Annotated in this window: 12 protein-coding genes; 8 read left to right on the forward strand and 4 right to left on the reverse strand. The window is 57.5% G+C overall.

Annotated features, from left to right (window positions below; all coding sequences use genetic code 11):
* Positions 1-70: 70 nt before the first annotated feature.
* The gene (locus D5066_RS11150) at positions 71-1,495 is read right to left on the reverse strand and encodes an autotransporter outer membrane beta-barrel domain-containing protein (protein WP_165853343.1); all 1,425 of its coding nucleotides are present in this window, start codon (positions 1,493-1,495) and stop codon (positions 71-73) included.
* 846 nt (positions 1,496-2,341) lie between these two features.
* The gene (locus tag D5066_RS11155; RefSeq protein ID WP_119915964.1) at positions 2,342-3,547 is read right to left on the reverse strand and encodes a conjugal transfer protein TraF; all 1,206 of its coding nucleotides are present in this window, start codon (positions 3,545-3,547) and stop codon (positions 2,342-2,344) included.
* Between the two features lie 175 nt (positions 3,548-3,722).
* On the opposite strand from D5066_RS11155, the gene D5066_RS11160 reads away from it, so the two are divergent.
* Positions 3,723-4,301, forward strand: a complete 579-nt coding sequence (locus D5066_RS11160) for a chorismate mutase (protein ID WP_244288141.1) — start codon at positions 3,723-3,725, stop codon at positions 4,299-4,301.
* Between the two features lie 51 nt (positions 4,302-4,352).
* On the opposite strand, the gene D5066_RS11165 is transcribed toward D5066_RS11160, so the two are convergent.
* Complete coding sequence (locus tag D5066_RS11165) at positions 4,353-4,700, reverse strand: DUF1090 domain-containing protein (protein ID WP_244288142.1); 348 nt, start codon at positions 4,698-4,700, stop codon at positions 4,353-4,355.
* Between the two features lie 198 nt (positions 4,701-4,898).
* On the opposite strand from D5066_RS11165, the gene D5066_RS11170 reads away from it, so the two are divergent.
* Both D5066_RS11170 and mtfA read left to right on the forward strand, forming a co-directional pair.
* Positions 4,899-5,381 carry a hypothetical protein gene (locus tag D5066_RS11170; protein ID WP_119915967.1) on the forward strand — a complete coding sequence of 161 codons (483 nt, stop codon included), beginning with the start codon at positions 4,899-4,901 and terminating at the stop codon, positions 5,379-5,381.
* 221 nt (positions 5,382-5,602) lie between these two features.
* Entirely contained in the window at positions 5,603-6,400 is a 798-nt protein-coding gene (gene mtfA, locus D5066_RS11175; protein WP_119915968.1) for a DgsA anti-repressor MtfA, read from the forward strand.
* On the opposite strand, the gene D5066_RS11180 is transcribed toward mtfA, so the two are convergent.
* On the reverse strand, positions 6,397-7,608 hold the full coding sequence (locus D5066_RS11180) for an MFS transporter (protein WP_119915969.1): 1,212 nt from the start codon (positions 7,606-7,608) through the stop codon (positions 6,397-6,399). The genes mtfA and D5066_RS11180 overlap by 4 nt on opposite strands.
* 138 nt (positions 7,609-7,746) lie before the next feature.
* On the opposite strand from D5066_RS11180, the gene D5066_RS11185 reads away from it, so the two are divergent.
* From D5066_RS11185 to D5066_RS11205, 5 genes are read left to right on the forward strand one after another with little or no spacing between them, the layout of a single operon-like run.
* Positions 7,747-9,489: an IucA/IucC family protein gene (locus D5066_RS11185; RefSeq protein WP_119915970.1), complete on the forward strand. Its 1,743-nt coding sequence runs from the start codon at positions 7,747-7,749 to the stop codon at positions 9,487-9,489.
* A complete protein-coding gene (locus D5066_RS11190; RefSeq protein WP_119915971.1) occupies positions 9,489-10,436 on the forward strand; it encodes a GNAT family N-acetyltransferase in 948 nt (315 codons plus the stop codon). The genes D5066_RS11185 and D5066_RS11190 overlap by 1 nt, the downstream gene beginning before the upstream one ends.
* A complete protein-coding gene (gene iucC / locus D5066_RS11195; protein ID WP_119915972.1) occupies positions 10,433-12,175 on the forward strand; it encodes an IucA/IucC family protein in 1,743 nt (580 codons plus the stop codon). Before D5066_RS11190 ends, iucC begins: the two co-directional genes overlap by 4 nt.
* Positions 12,172-13,497 (forward strand): lysine N(6)-hydroxylase/L-ornithine N(5)-oxygenase family protein, encoded by a 1,326-nt coding sequence (locus D5066_RS11200; protein ID WP_119915973.1) that lies wholly within the window; start codon positions 12,172-12,174, stop codon positions 13,495-13,497. The genes iucC and D5066_RS11200 overlap by 4 nt, the downstream gene beginning before the upstream one ends.
* 26 nt (positions 13,498-13,523) lie before the next feature.
* Positions 13,524-15,713, forward strand: a complete 2,190-nt coding sequence (locus tag D5066_RS11205; protein WP_119915974.1) for a TonB-dependent siderophore receptor — start codon at positions 13,524-13,526, stop codon at positions 15,711-15,713.
* Positions 15,714-15,872: the final 159 nt, after the last annotated feature.

Raw genomic sequence — 15,872 nt, forward strand, 5'->3', positions numbered from 1 at the left:
CGCTACATTTATGGTGGCTGACGCGTTTTGGCGTGATGCGATATCTGTCAGCTAAAGCACCTTTCACGCATCAGAAATCGACGCGCAGACCCACATTCCCCACTAACGGCGACTCCGCATGCTCGCTCTTTGCGTAGCCCGCCTCCATCCAGACCCGTGTTGACGGGGTCAGCATCACGCTGACGCCACCGGAAAGCTTACCGCCGGTTCCGGTGAAATCGTTGGTAAAATCAACCGTCTCGTTGATTCGCGTACCGCCGTTTTTCACCAGCGCCTGGCTCAGGGCTGCCGTTGCGTAAGGCGCGACTTTCACATCCCCCGCGTCCAGACGGGTACTAAACCGCATACCAGCTTCCGCCTGAAGGGAACGTCCGTCCCCCGTTTCAGCGGTCATGCCATTGTTCAGACTGACGCTCTCGGACGGCGTTAACCAGCCGTTCAGGCCCGCAAACGGTGTCAGCCGCGTGGTATCATTTACGGCAATATGACGACCGGCTTCCACGCCCAGACCGTAGCCCCAGCTGTTCCAGTCTGCCCGAGCGGTTCCACCGTCACTCATCCTGGCGCTCAGTTTATTGCTAAAACGGGTAATTTGCGCCGAACCGCGGGTATACCAGCCGTTATCTGACGTCAGGGAGGCGTACAGACCGCCGCCGTAGCCGGTCACCCGGCTTTGGCCGCCGCGCGCATGTTTCACCTGACCGGTTGACTGGCTCAGATACCCCCCGGTGCTCAGACTGCCTGCGTCGAGCTCAGTGACCTTATCGCCGCCCAGCATCAGGCCATTCTGTTCAAGCCGATAGGCGGAGTCCCACGCGCCGTCCACATCGCTGCGGCTGTGCAGCGCCGTGCCCCACATACCGGATTGCGGCGCCAGAGTTGTGTCGTCAAGGCGCGAACGCAGGACGTTCAGTTCTTCCTCATGCATAAACTGCGGCGCGGAGGCCATAGCGAGCATCGCGTCGGTGGAGGCAGAGGTTGAGCCCGCCTGAACCAGCTCCCAGTTATTGCCGTTACGCACCAGCTGCTGCTGCCAGGCTCCTACGTCAAGGCGACCACCATTCAGGGCAAATTCAGCATCACCGCCGCCGGTGCGCACCAGCGCGAGCGCCTCGCGGTTCGCCGCTTCACGCCCCGTCGCCGCCAGGTGCAGGGTGTACTTCCCGTTCGCGGTGCCGGAAATATCCAGCAGATCGCTTTTACCGTTCAGCAGGTCGGCGTTCATCATGACGTTACCGTTGCCGGACAACGTGCCGAGCGTCAGCGTGCGGTACTCCTCGCCCTCAGCCGGTGCGAATTTTACTGTTCCTCCCGCCATGGTGAGTGCTTTGATATCGGAGCTGGCGGTCATTTCAAAGAGCGAGGTATCGTCCAGCACCAAGCGATTAACGTTGACCATTTTGCCCGAAAGCGTACTGCCCTCAGTAAGGCTCACGTCCACATTTCCGGTTCCCTGCGCCAGGATATCACCCGCTGCGTAGCTGCCCTCCAGCAAAAGGGCAACCGCTCCAGACCCTCTGTTCTCTAACAGCACACCTGTAGCCGAACCTGCGCGGCTCCCCGCACTCAGGTTGATGTCTTTCTTAAAACCGCCTGTGATATCGAATGTGGCGCCTTCTGTGGACCATATGCTGCTATTGATAAGAGCCAGGGAGGAATTTTGTATTCCAGAAAACTTCACTCCCTCCGCTTTACCCACTATTACACTGCCATTAAAAGTCGCTTTCCCACCACCAATGAAATGTCCATTTCCCCTATAACCACCGGTATTGTCAAAATGGCCATTGGTGACAATAAGCTCACCTTCGGCAGTAGAAAACTCATAAGCATGTACATTTATTGCCCTGATCATTCCGGCGCTTTGTGTTGCTATAAGACCATTGACTACGCTATTTTTAATATCAACCTCACCCCCTGAGGTATACAAAGCGCCGTTAACAATACTATTATTAATGATTCCAGACGTGTTTTCATTAAAAAAAACTTGCCCATTAGCGATGGAATTATCATCCATCTTCAGTGAACCATCCCATACATTAATATACTTCGTCGTTGCACCAACGACCGTCAGCTCAGCACCTTTCAGGACGGCATAGGCTTCATCGGCAGGAGAGCGACCATCAATTATTGTGTCTTTAGTAATGTCAGTAATTGCGTAGACGCTACTGCTTGAACCAAGCGTGGCGATGAGAATGGCGTTTCTTAAAAAAGAATATTTGAATAACGATTTCATTTAATGCCTTATAATAAGTTGAATAATGAGATTTTTTCTTCTCAAAACTTATATCGGTAGAAAGGCAATTCACATAAATTTAAGGTCGCCCCCGGCGACCTTTTATATTCAGAAATAAAACGTAAACTGCGCGACACCGCCTATAGTCCGGGTTCGCCCGGCCATGGCCGTTAGATCAAACTGCATTGACTCCCCGGCGGAGAGCCCTACCCCACCCGTTACAATACGGTGGTCGTTACCTCGCATATCCACGCGATACCCCGCCCGTAGCTGCATCCAGTCGGTGGCTCGAATTTCACCACCAAACGCCGCATACTGGTTTTTATCCGCGTACTGGAAATCACTCACCGGGGTCAGATCGATATCGGTGCTCAGGGTCACGCGTTCAGTCTTCCACGCTGCCCCTGCCGTAACCTGAGGACGAATGACAAACGCTGGCTGGTAGCCGTTTATTTCCCGCGTTTTTACTTTATTTTCGAACAGGTTTTGTGCGGAGAGCGCCACCATCCACTCTGGCGTTAACGCGGCAAAAAAACCGGCATCAATATTGGCGCTCATGGTCTGGTGCTGCCAGTTTCCGTCACGTAGATCGGAAGTGTCATAATTATTGATAGCGACGTTATAATTCCAGGTTTCAATGCGCTGGATCTTCGGCGTGATCCCCACCCCGATCTGGGTGTCGCCAATCGAAAATGGATGAGCGACGGAAACACCGTATTCCGTCACCAGTGCCGCCATGCCTTCCGCGCGGGACGTCAGTTTATCAAGATCGTCTTTGCCCGGAATGATGGTGCCATTCGCTACACCTTCCAGATATTCCAGATCAGACTGGCTGACCAACGCGCGCGCATGGCTTTTTGCCCAGCTGTTGACGGAAAGCGCAATCGGAAGGGAATCATCCGGCACCGCCAGCACCATACCCAAACCCAGGTTCGCGTTTGCCTTTTCGCCCGCAAGCCCGGAAACGAGGTCCGCCAGCTTGCCCGCCGCCTCCGCCTCGTTACCGCTGCCAAGAGCGTTTTCCAGATTATCCCAGGCCGTGGTGACATCATCGAACCCGTCAATCAGGTTTGCAGAATCACTGGCCTGTGCGCCAATCGACGGCGCAATCAGGCTTGCACGGTCTTCAGCACGAGAGGTGGCGAGCAGGGCCGGGTTGGTTAAAGGGGCCGCACCAAAGTGCGCTGACGCCACGCCAACCCCCCCCATCGCGGTGCTACGGGCATCGAACCCATTTGTCGATGCGAAGGCATAAGGCGTCAACGTAATAGCCCCTGCAGTAAAGAGGTACTGTGTGAGTAATTTATATTTCATAATTTTCGGATAGAATATTGTTGCCAGTGAGAAAGGCTGGAGTAATAACCTGTTTGCTATGGTAGCAATAAGTTCATTATTTCAATTTTGAAATAATGCATCACTAATGCGAGCTCATTGCCGGAATGAAATATTGCCTTCGCACGCTGTCCTGCCAGAATAGGTTTTGCGTTGCATGGAATATTTATCCCCCCTGTTATGGAGAAGAGTCATGCGTTATCTCGCTATTGTGTTCACCTCATTTTTCATGTGCGGCTCTTCACTGGCTGCCTCTGTCACCGCCACCAGCATTCCCGATCTTGCCGATGCCATCAACCAGCGCTTTGAGGTGATGAAAGATGTGGCGGGATACAAACTGGCGAACGGCCTGCCGGTGGAAGATCTGCCCCGGGAAGAAAAAGTGCTCAGGCAAACCCAGCATTTTGCCGACGCGGCAAAATTAGATCCGCTCAGCGTTGAAGGTTTCATTCATGCCCAAATGATGGTCAGCAAGGCTATTCAGTATCGTTACCTGGATCGCTGGCGCATCAAACCTGAGAATAACTGGCAGCCAAAATCCTTGCAGACGGTAAGAGAGCAAATCCTTAAACTTGATAACCGCATTCTCGACCTTATTAGTCAGCAATTGCTGGTGGGTGGCGGCTTTAGCCATCCGCAGACCGAAGCGCTGCGCCAGGAGCTTGACGGCAAGCAGATTTCCGAATGGGAAAAAACAGTGTTAATTGATTATCTTGTGCGAATTAAGCGCCAGTAATAAGGCTACCCTGTAGCCTTATTACTGATACTGTTACCAGCGGATAGCCGTTTATTTCGTTAATTCAGCTTCCGCTGCAAGCAGGTCGGCTCGGGCCTCTTCAAGCTTAGCGCGTTTTTTGGCAATCTTATCCGCACGCCCGGACGCGTTTGCTTCCTGAAGCTCCTGTTCCCGCTCGCTCACCTTTTGCTGTTTTTTAAGAATATCAGCCTCACGCTCTTTTTTAAGCGAGGCATCCGTACAGGTTGCGACAACTTCTGCATAGGCTTTTTTTAAGCCATCAAGGCGATAACTGTTTTCGTGCGTTTCCGCCTGGCGAATTTGCTGTTCGATGTTATACCGTTTTGCCGCACACCCCGTTAATGCGTCATCAGCCAGTGCTGAAAAAGGAATGCTCATCGTCACAATAACGGCCAGAAATGTTCGCTTATTCATTTTTTAATTCTCCACGTATTTAACTTAACTGCTTCAACGTTATTTCGGCGGAGCTAGCATTTTCTGAAATTTTTATTCTGTCACACGGAGGAATTACTGATAAATGACAAAATAGTGTATGTTAATAGTGAAACCTGTTATTAAAAGAAGAGACCTGCACCCATGAAAAAATCGACGCTGCTGACGTTACCGCTCATTGTGATAACCGCCCTGCTGGCAGGCTGCAATACTGACGCGCAAACATCCGCTCCAACGGATCGCACCCCATTAAAAACACAAACCGTGCCTTTGCCGTATCACGTGACGCTCTCAGGCTCGGGTGACGATCGTATGCAGTGTGAAAACTGCGGAAATAGCGGCAAAAAGTTATTCATCAACGGTGGCGAGAAACTCAGCCAATACAACATGATGGTCGACAGCCCGTACTTTGTTTTCCTGTGCAGCAATTCCGCCGACGACTGCCGTAAAGGCAAGTGGATCGCGGTGAATAAGAATCTTGCCGAACCGCAGGTCAGGGCGATTTCTCTTGCCGGCAAGGCGGATGTCAGCGATCTCCGTCCGGCTAACGATGCCAGCAAGACATGGCTGAACGTCACCTATGCGAACGGCGACCAGCATGTCTTTGAATTCGATAACAATAAATAGCCCAGGACAGCAGATTTATCACCCGATCTTCTCTATGGGAGTTTTGTCACTGAAACAAAACGGCATAAGTGCTTGAATAGCGGTCGCGAGAGGGGCCTTATACCTGCGGCAAAAATTCCCTCTGCTCCGTTTTGTTGTTGCCTTCATGCCGGGTTCTTTGGCATGTTAACAGCACATCACCTTCCCATTTTTGTTCAAGTGACGAGTTTGCGAGCAAAGCGATGATTAAGTGGCCCTGGAAAACGAATGAGGCTGGCCGGGATATGGCGCTGCCGTGGGATGACGCGCTGGCGATCCCTGTTCTGGCGAATCTTAAGCCGGATGAGCAATCGAAACTGGTTCAGATGGCGGATCGCTTTTTGCAGCAAAAACGCCTGGTGCCGCTGCAAGGGTTCGAGCTGGATCCGCTGAAAAACGCCCGTATCGCCCTGCTTTTCTGCCTGCCGGTGCTGGCGCTCGGTATTGAATGGCTGGACGGTTTCCACGAAGTGCTGATCTACCCCGCGCCGTTCATTGTCGATGACGAGTGGGAGGACGATATCGGTCTGGTGCACAACCAGCGGGTGGTGCAGTCCGGGCAAAGCTGGCAGCAGGGGCCGATTATCCTCAACTGGCTCGACATTCAGGATTCGTTCGACGCCTCAGGCTTTAATCTGATTATTCATGAGGTGGCGCATAAGCTTGATACCCGCAACGGCGATCGCGCCAGCGGCGTGCCGCTGATCCCGCTTCGTGAAGTGGCAGGATGGGAGCACGACCTGCATGCCGCAATGGATAACATCCAGGATGAGATAGATCTGGTGGGCGAAAGCGCCGCCAGCATTGATGCCTATGCGGCAACCGACCCTGCCGAGTGCTTTGCGGTGCTGTCAGAGTACTTCTTCAGCGCACCCGAGCTTTTCGCCCCCCGCTTCCCGGCGCTGTGGCAGCGCTTCTGCCAGTTTTATCAGCAGGATCCGCTCCAGCGCCTGCGGCAAAATGAGGGCACAGGTGGCCCTGCATCCCGCCACGTGCATTAATGCTTTTCAGCAGGGGTACGCTCAATAAACCGTACCCCGACGCTTAGCGCTAAAAATAGTACTGCCATTCCCCAGGCGGCCATCGTTAAATACTGCTCGCCAAAAAAACGCGTTACAGCGGGCACCAGCAGTGCGCTGACGCCGTAGCCCAGCGTGTGGCTGGTCGCGATAGCACCCGCGCCTTTCCCCGTCGTCAGGCGATCGTTCAGCAGCAGCTGATAGCCCGGCGTTGCCATTGACGCGCCGAGTGACGTGATAGCAATCCCCACGTAGAACAGCGCCAGTTCGGCGACACACATCAATCCAAGCCCTGTCACCATCAGTACCGCCGCGATGCAAAGCAACGTCAGCGGGCTGAAATGCTGCGGGCGGACGACAAGAAACTGCGCCGCGAGCGTCGCCAGCGCGGCCAGGCTCAGCAGCAGCGCCACATGGTGGCTGATATCCCGGGCGTTGCCCTCCAGCAGAGGGCTAAGGTGCGGTGCCAGGCCAAGCTGCATCAGGCTCACCAGCGCCGCCAGCAGCAGCGCCAGCAGCAGAAACGGCAGCATCGAGACCTGTAAACGGGTGGACTGATGCGCCACCGGCGGCAGCGGCGGATCGGCCACCTCACGCAGTACCAGCAGCAGAGCAATAAGAGGCGCAATCGCCATCAGCCAGAGCGGTGCCACCGGATTCACGCTGAGCATCAGTGCCGCCAGCGGCGGGCCCAGCAGACGACCACAGCTGAGGCCGGAGCTGATGGTGGCCAGTGCCGCCATGCGTTTCTCCAGCCCCGCACGCTGAATAGCCCACGTCTGCGCGGCAGGCACCATGCCCGATACCGTCAGGCCATACAGCAGTCGCGAGAGGATCAGCCCCGCCAGTCCCCAGGCGCCCGCCAGCATCCCGGCGGCCATCGCCCAGACCACCAGCGCCATGACGCCAAAGCTGGCGAGATACCCGCTGAGCGAGGCCACCATCACGACCTTACACCCTCTTCGCTCACTCTGACGTCCCCACCACGGGGAGGCGGGTAAAAAGAGCATGGATCCGAACATCAGCAGCCCGGCCCAGACCGAGAGCGACAGCCCGGTCAGGGTCACCAGCTGCGGAAGCATCACCAGCAGGCCATTTTGCCCGACGCCCAATAAACCCGCGCAGAGCGCCAGGGGCCAGTTAGCTTTCGGGGTGATGTTTTCCGTCAACGTTTCAGAATAAGCGCGCATGAGAATGTGAACATAGTGTCAATAAATGTGTGGAAATTATGAAGTTAATGAAAACAAATATTGCAAAAATAGTTGCCACTGTAAACAGAATGAATATCATAACGAGAATTATTATCAGTCATGGAATGAGGTACATCTATGCGTGCTCTGCCCCGCTCTGCCGGTACAGACGTTGCAGCCCAGTGTTTTTTAAACGCCCTGGTGCGCGAAACGAAGGACTGGCGCTATCTCCCCGCTTCCGCAGCGGATGAGCTGGCGCACATTCATATCCCGCTTTCTCCCTCCCAGGCCCTTCAGGTTCCGGTACGCTATTTCTCCCCAACCCAGCATCATCAATACTGTTTCCCGGCAACGCTTATCCAGAGCGATAGCGACAGCGGTGACGCCGTCACTTTCAATCAACTGGTTGATTTAATTCTTGAAAAACCCTCGGTAAAAGGCTCACTGGATGCCGATACGCTGGCGCGTTTTAAACAGCGCGCGCTGGAAAGCCACGCGCACACCTGGCAGGCGATCGATCTGCGCCACAGCTGGGCAAAACTGCGCGACAAGCCGCTGACGTTTGCCGACGCGGAACAGGCGCTGCTGGTGGGCCACGCGTTTCACCCTGCGCCAAAATCCCACGAGCCGTTCAACGAAACCGAAGCGCGTCGCTATCTGCCCGATTTCGCCTCCCGCTTCCCGCTACGCTGGTTTGCCGTTGAGAGCACACTCGTTGCCGGTGACAGCCTGAACGTCTCCCTGCGCGAGCGTCTGCTGCGCTTCGCCGCCCAGAGCGCGCCGGAGCTGCTCGGCCACTTCACCGACACCCGCTGGCTGCTGCCGATGCATCCGTGGCAGGCCGACTATCTGCTGGAGCAGGACTGGTGTCAGCGTCTGGCGGCAAACGGTTCATTACAGGACCTGGGCGAAGCGGGCGCGCAGTGGCTGCCCACCAGCTCGTCACGCTCGCTGTACAGCGAAACCAACAGCGACATGATTAAGTTCTCCCTCAGCGTGCGCCTGACCAACTCCGTGCGCACGCTGTCGGTGAAAGAGGTTAAGCGCGGCATGCGTCTGGCGCGGCTGGCGAAAACGGAACGCTGGCAGGATTTACAGGCACGCTACCCGACCATGCGCGTGATGCAGGAAGACGGCTGGGCGGGACTGCGTGATGAAAGTGGTGTCGTTCAGGAAGAGAGCCTGATGGCCCTGCGCGTTAACCTGCTTTTCGATACCCCTGAAACGCAAACCAACGTGCTGGTGAGCCTGACCCAGGCCGCGCCGGACGGCGGCGACAGCCTGCTGGCCGCAGCGGTGCGCCGTCTGAGCCAGCGTCTGGATTTACCGCTCGCCCAGGCCGCCCGCTGCTGGCTGGACGCCTACTGCGACCGCGTGTTGCTTCCGCTGTTCAGCGCCGAGGCGGACTACGGACTGGTGCTGCTGGCGCACCAGCAAAATATCCTCGTAGAGATGCAGCAGGATTTCCCCGTCGGGCTGATCTACCGCGACTGCCAGGGCAGCGCCTGGACCGAAGGGGCCGACGCGTGGCTGAAAGAGGCGGGCGAAACCGACGTGGAAAACCGCTTCGGTGAGAGCCAGCTGTTGCGCTACTTCCCTTATTACCTGCTGCTGAACTCCACCCTTGCTGTCACCGCCGCCCTCGCCGCCGCCGGTTTCGACAGCGAAGAGAGCCTGATGTCCCGCGTGCGTGACGCGCTGGCCGAACTGCGCACGACGGCGAAGCAGACCCGCTGCCTCGACTACGTGCTCGACAGCCCGACCTGGAACTGCAAAGGCAACTTCTTCTGCTACCTGCACGATCGTAACGAAAACACCATCGTCGATCCGGCGGTGATCTATTTCGATTTTAGCAACCCGTTTTACAAGGAGAAGGCGTGATGGCGAACGCGAATATCGTCCATTCCGGCTACGGCTTTCGCTGCACGGCCACGGAACAAAACCTGCCGCTGACGCTGGGTCTTGACGGCAGTGCGGTCCTTGAGCGTCTGACCGGGATCCCGGACGGCTGGCTGGTGGACGCCCTCGATCAGCTGTTTATTGCCGCGCCCGCGCTGTCCGGCATTACCCTGCCGTGGGCGGCCTGGCAGGATGAACCCCAGGCGCAGGCGCTGTTTCGCCAGGCCCACGGGGATTATCTGGCGCGTGAAACCTTCTGGCAGCTGCCGCTGTGGCTGAAAGGCGAACGCCCGCAGGCCAGCGGCGGGATGCAGTTTGATGAAAGCCGTCAGCTGTATTTCCCGCTGCGCCCTCGCCGCCCGCAGGGCGAGGTGTATCGCCGTTACGATCCGCAGATTAAGCGCACGCTGAGTTTCCGCGTGGCCGACGTGGCGCTGGACGGCGAGCGTTTCACTCAATGGATGAATAACCCGCGCGTGAACGCCTTCTGGGAGATGGCGGGCCCGCAGGCCGAGCAGGAAAACTACCTGCGCCGTCAGCTTGACTCGACCTACTGCTACCCGGTTATCGGCTGCTTCGACGACCAGCCGTTCGGCTATTTTGAACTCTACTGGGCGCCAGAAGACCGCATTGGCCGTCACTACCGCTGGCAGCCGTTTGACCGCGGGCTGCACATGCTGGTGGGTGAAGAAAACTGGCGCGGCGCGCAGTACATCCGCAGCTGGCTGCGCGGCCTGAGCCACTATCTCTATCTCGATGAACCGCGCACCGCGCGCATCGTAGCCGAGCCGCGCTTCGACAACCAGCGCCTGTTCCGCCATCTGTCGTCTGCCGGTTTTGACACGATGAAAGAGTTCGACTTCCCGCATAAGCGCTCGCGCCTCATCATGAGCCAGCGTCACCGCTTCTTCAGCGAGGTGGAACTGTGAACGCGCTCTGGCAGAAAGTGAACCGCGAGATGGTGGCGAAGATCCTCGCCGAGCTGGAATACGAACGCACCCTGCGCGCTGAGCAGGTGTCGGCGGACGGCTGGCGCATCGCCATGGGCAACGAGTCATGGCAGTTTCGCGCCACGCGCGGGATCTGGGGCTGGCTGCATATCGACCCGGACAGCCTGACCACCGCCAGCGGCGCCGCCGTGGAGGCTGAACGCGCGCTGCTGCAGCTGGCGACGGTGCTGGAGATGAGCGACGCGCAAACGGCAGAGCACATGGAAGATCTCTACGCCACGCTGCGCGGGGACATGCAGCTGCTGCAGGCGCGTGAAGCGCTGGACGCAGACGCGCTGATCCACCTCGACCCGGACGAATTACAGTGTCTGATGAGCGGTCACCCGAAGTTTATTTTCAACAAAGGACGCCGCGGCTGGGGTCTGGACGCGCTGCGCCAGTACGCACCGGAATACCGCGGGCGCTTCCGCCTGCACTGGGTCGCCGTCCAGCGTGAACATCTGGTCTGGAGCAGCGATGCCGATTGCGACATCCACACTCTGCTGTCCAGCACCATGGACGATGCCGAGCGCGCCCGGTTCGACGCCCACTGGCAGGCGCTGGGTCTCGACGACAGCTGGCTGCCCGTGCCACTGCACCCGTGGCAGTGGCAGCAGAAGATCGCCATTCATTTCCTGGCGCAGCTGGCGCGCGGTGAGATGGTTGAACTGGGCGAGTTTGGCGATGAGTATCTGGCGCAGCAGTCCCTGCGCACGCTCACCAACGCCAGCCGTCGCGCGCCGTATGACATCAAGCTACCGCTGACTATCTACAATACCTCCTGCTATCGCGGTATTCCGGGCAAGTACATCGCCGCCGGTCCTCTGGCCTCGCGCTGGCTGCAGCAGCAGTTCGCCGCCGACGCCACGCTTGCCCGCTCCGGCGCGCAGGTGTTGGGCGAACCCGCTGCCGGGTATCTGTCGCATCCGGGTTACGCGGCGCTGCCGAAAGCGCCCTACCGCTATCAGGAGATGCTGGGGGTGATCTGGCGCGAGAACCCATCCTGTTATTTAGAAGACGGTGAACAGGCGGTGCTGATGGCAGCGCTGATGGAAACCGATAACGCAGGTCGCCCGCTGATTGACGCGTGGATCAAACGCTCGGGGCTAAGCGCCGAAGCGTGGCTGGAAAAGCTGTTCGAGGCCACGGTGATCCCGTTCTACCACCTGCTCTGCCGCTACGGCGTGGCGCTTATCGCCCACGGCCAGAACGTGACGCTGGTGATGAAGGACTCTGTCCCGCAGCGCATCCTGCTGAAGGATTTCCAGGGCGATATGCGCCTGGTGGATGAGGATTTCCCGCAGGCACAGAGCCTGCCGGAGCAGGTAAAAGCGGTGACGGCGCGCCTGAGCGCGGATTACATCATCCACGACCTGCAAACCGGCAACTTTGTGACGGTGCTGCGCTTTATTTCGCGCCTGACCCTGCAAAGCGGCGTGAGCGAAAACCGCTTCTATCAGATCCTCGCCGGGGTGCTGCACCGCTATATGGCCGCGCACCCTGAGCTTGCAGATCGCTATGCGAAATTCGATCTGTTTAAGCCGCAGATTATTCGCGTGATCCTCAACCCGGTCAAACTGACCTTCTCCGAACACGACGGCGGTAGCCGCATGCTGCCGAACTACGTTACCGATCTTGATAACCCCCTTTTTCTGGCCTCCCGGGAGTCCGCGCAATGAAAACCTATGATTTCATCGGCATTGGTATTGGCCCGTTTAACCTCAGCATCGCCGCTCTGGCCGAGGGGCTGGACGGCTTTAGCTCACTGTTTCTTGAGCGTAAACCGCACTTCTCGTGGCACCCGGGGATGATGGTGCCGGACTGCCACATGCAGACCAGCTTCCTGAAGGATCTGGTCAGCGCCGTGGAGCCGACCAACCGCCACAGCTTTCTGAACTACCTGGTGCAGCGCAAAAAATTCTACCGTTTTCTGACCACCGAGCAGCGCACGGTTTCCCGCGAAGAGTTTGCGGACTACCTGTGCTGGGCGGCGGACAACCTCACCAACCTGGCCTTCAGCCAGCAGGTTCAGCAGGTGAGCTTTGACGAAAAAAGCGGCCTGTTTGAGATGGTGACCCAGCGCGATCGCTTCCAGGCGCGCCACGTCTGTGTGGGGATTGGCAAGCAGATCAACCTGCCTGACTGCGTCACCCTACAGGACGATACCTGCTTCCATGCCAGCGAGATGATGCTTCGCACGCCGGATCTCGCCGGCAAGCGCGTCACCGTTGTCGGCGGCGGCCAGAGCGGTGCCGACCTGTTTTTAAATATCTTCCGTGGTGAATGGGGCCAGCCGCTGAGCCTGAACTGGGTGTCGCGCCGCAATAACTACAACGCGCTGGATGAAGCCGCCTTTGCTAACGAGTATTTCACGCCGGAGTACGTGGACAGCTTCTCCACGCTCGGCGAAGAGGCCCGTCGTCAGATGCTGCACGAGCAGAAGATGACGTCCGACGGCATCACCACCGAGTCCCTGCTGGCGATTTACCGCGCCATGTACCACCGCTTTGAAGTACTGCGTGAAAAACCCTGGGCGCACCTGATGCCGTCCCGCTCGGTGACGGCCCTGACGCGTCAGGAAACCGGACATCGCCTGAGCATTCAGCATCACCTCGACGGCGGCCACGAGCAGCTGGAGAGCGACGTGGTGATTTTCGCCACCGGCTACCGCGCCGTGCAGCCCGCATTCCTCGCGCCGCTGTCTCACCGCCTGCATCTGGATGCGGACGAAGCGTTCTGCATTAACAACGATTTCACCCTCGAATGGGACGGCCCGCAGAGCAACCGCCTGTTTGCCGTGAATGCCGGGATGCACCGTCTCGGCATTGCCGAACCCCAGCTCAGTCTGATGGCCTGGCGCGCGGCGCGAATTCTGAATCGCGCGCACGATGACGAGCCATTTGAACTGGCCACCACCCCTGGCGTTATCCACTGGCGGAGCACCACCAGCCCGGAGAGCAGCCAGGTTTTTAAATCGTTAGCAAAAACCACTGAGTACTGACACACACAATCAGGATCAACATAACAATGAAACGTTCTCATCTTTGGGTTTTAAATCCTTGTTTGCTTGCAATGCTTTCTACCTCTGCGTGGGCGGAAGAACAAAAGGAAGAAAATATCGTGGTCTCCGCCAGCCGTGCGCACCGCAGCGTGGCCGAGATGGCGCAGACCACCTGGGTCATTGAACGGTCTGAGATCGAGCAGCAGGTCCAGGGCGGAAAAGAGATCAAAGAAGTGCTGGCGCAGCTGATTCCGGGCATGGATGTCAGCAGCCAGGGACGTACCAACTACGGCATGAACCTGCGTGGCCGCTCCATGATGGTGATGGTGGACGGCGTTCGTCTGAACTCGTCCCGCAGCGACAGCCGCCAGCTGGACTCTATCGATCCGTTCAACATTGACCGCATCGAAGTCATCTCCGGCGCCACGTCACTCTACGGCGGCGGCAGCACCGGCGGCCTGGTGAACATCGTCACCAAAAAGGGCCAGCCGGAAACCGAAGTTGAGTTCCAGACCGGGGCAAAAAGCGGGTTTAACAGCCATAACGATCACGATGAGAACGTCTCGGCTGCGGTCAGCGGCGGCAACGATAACGCCTCTGGCCGTCTGTCGGTCTCCTATCAGCGCTACGGCGGCTGGTATGACGGTAACGGCGATGAGGTGATCATTGATAACACCCAGACCGGCTTACAGTATTCCGACCGTATTGATGTGATGGGAACAGGCACCCTCAACATCGACGAACATCAGCAGCTGCAGCTCACTACGCAGTACTACAAGAGCGAATCCGACGGCAAGCATGGGCTGTATCTCGGGAAGAACTTCTCGGCGGTAACGGGGGATGCGACCGCGTACAACAAGGATAATCTCGATTCTGACCGCGTGCCGGGCACCGAGCGCCATCTGATTAACCTGCAGTACTCCAATACCGATTTCTGGGGCCAGGACCTGGTCGCGCAGATTTACTACCGTGACGAGAGCCTGACCTACTATCCGTTCCCGACCCTGACCAAAGGCGTGGTAAGCAGCATCGGCGCGTCCCAGCAGAAAACCGATTTCTACGGCGGCAAGCTGACGCTGAACAGCAAGCCGGTTGACGATTTGACGCTGACCTGGGGTGTCGATGCCGACCACGAAACGTTCGATGCTAACCAGCAGTTCTTCGACCTGAGCAAGGCAGCGGCAAGCGGCGGTATGGAGCTGGACAACGCCTACAACGTGGGTCGTTACCCGGGCTACAGCATCACCAACCTCGCCCCGTTCCTGCAGGCGAGCTACGACATTGACGCCATCACCCTGAGCGGCGGCGTGCGTTATCAGTACACCGAAAACAAGGTGGATGATTTTGTCGGTTACGCCCAGCAGCAGGCCATCGCCACCGGGAAAGCCACTTCCGCCGACGCGGTGCCGGGCGGGAAAACCGATTACAACAACTTCCTGTTTAACGCCGGGATCCTCGGTCGTCTGACCGAACAACAGCAGCTGTGGTTTAACTTCTCCCAGGGCTTTGAAATCCCTGACCTGGCGAAGTACTACGGCTCCGGCACCTACCAGCTCAGCAACGGCCACTATCGCCTGCTGAACAGCGTGAACGTCAACGACTCAACGCTGGACGGCATTAAAGTCAATGCTTACGAGCTGGGCTGGCGCTACACCGGTGACAACCTGCGCACGCAGGTCGCGGCGTATTACTCGCTCTCGGATAAAACCATCACCATCAACAAGACGGATATGACCATCAACCTGGAAGACGACAAGCGTCGTATCTACGGGATTGAAGGTCAGGTGGACTATTTCTTCACCGACAGCGACTGGAGCACCGGCGCGAACTTTAACGCCATTAAGTCTGAAACCCGTGAAAACGGGAAGTGGGAGAAGCTGACCGTCGACAGCGCCAGCCCGTCAAAAGCCAGCGCATGGGTCAACTGGGCGCCGGGCGACTGGACCCTGCGCGTACAGAGCACGCAGACCTTTGACGTGTCCGACTCTGACGGCAAGAAGATCGATGGCTATAACACGGTCGACTTCCTGGGTAGCTACGTCCTGCCGGTGGGGAAAGTCAGCTTCAGCGTGGAGAACCTGCTGGACAAAGACTACACCACCGCCTGGGGCCAGCGCGCGCCGGGGCTGTATAGCCCAACCTACGGTGCACCGGGTCTGTACACCTACAAAGGCCGCGGACGTACGTTTGGTCTGAACTACTCCGTACTGTTCTGATGCTGCGCGCCGCCTGCGGGCGGCGCATTTCGTTGTGTAATTTCAACGCAAATTTGCTATAAAATCAGCGATTTGCTGAAATTGTCGGCAAACGAACAAAAAGCGCGTTTTCACCCTTTGACAAGGCGTACCGAGGTCGTTACTATGCGCCTCGTTCAC

Source organism: Enterobacter chuandaensis, from assembly GCF_003594915.1.
In the GTDB taxonomy this organism is placed as follows: Bacteria; Pseudomonadota; Gammaproteobacteria; order Enterobacterales; family Enterobacteriaceae; genus Enterobacter; species Enterobacter chuandaensis.

Excerpts from the sequence above, each read along its gene's own strand:
- D5066_RS11155 (WP_119915964.1), bottom strand. The coding sequence starts at position 3,547 with ATGAAATATAAATTACTCACACAGTACCTCTTTACTGCAGGGGCTATT.
- D5066_RS11160 (WP_244288141.1), top strand. The coding sequence starts at position 3,723 with ATGGAATATTTATCCCCCCTGTTATGGAGAAGAGTCATGCGTTATCTC.
- D5066_RS11165 (WP_244288142.1), bottom strand. The coding sequence starts at position 4,700 with ATGAGCATTCCTTTTTCAGCACTGGCTGATGACGCATTAACGGGGTGT.
- D5066_RS11170 (WP_119915967.1), top strand. The coding sequence starts at position 4,899 with ATGAAAAAATCGACGCTGCTGACGTTACCGCTCATTGTGATAACCGCC.
- mtfA (WP_119915968.1), top strand. The coding sequence starts at position 5,603 with ATGATTAAGTGGCCCTGGAAAACGAATGAGGCTGGCCGGGATATGGCG.
- D5066_RS11180 (WP_119915969.1), bottom strand. The coding sequence starts at position 7,608 with ATGCGCGCTTATTCTGAAACGTTGACGGAAAACATCACCCCGAAAGCT.
- D5066_RS11185 (WP_119915970.1), top strand. The coding sequence starts at position 7,747 with ATGCGTGCTCTGCCCCGCTCTGCCGGTACAGACGTTGCAGCCCAGTGT.
- D5066_RS11190 (WP_119915971.1), top strand. The coding sequence starts at position 9,489 with ATGGCGAACGCGAATATCGTCCATTCCGGCTACGGCTTTCGCTGCACG.
- D5066_RS11200 (WP_119915973.1), top strand. The coding sequence starts at position 12,172 with ATGAAAACCTATGATTTCATCGGCATTGGTATTGGCCCGTTTAACCTC.
- D5066_RS11205 (WP_119915974.1), top strand. The coding sequence starts at position 13,524 with ATGAAACGTTCTCATCTTTGGGTTTTAAATCCTTGTTTGCTTGCAATG.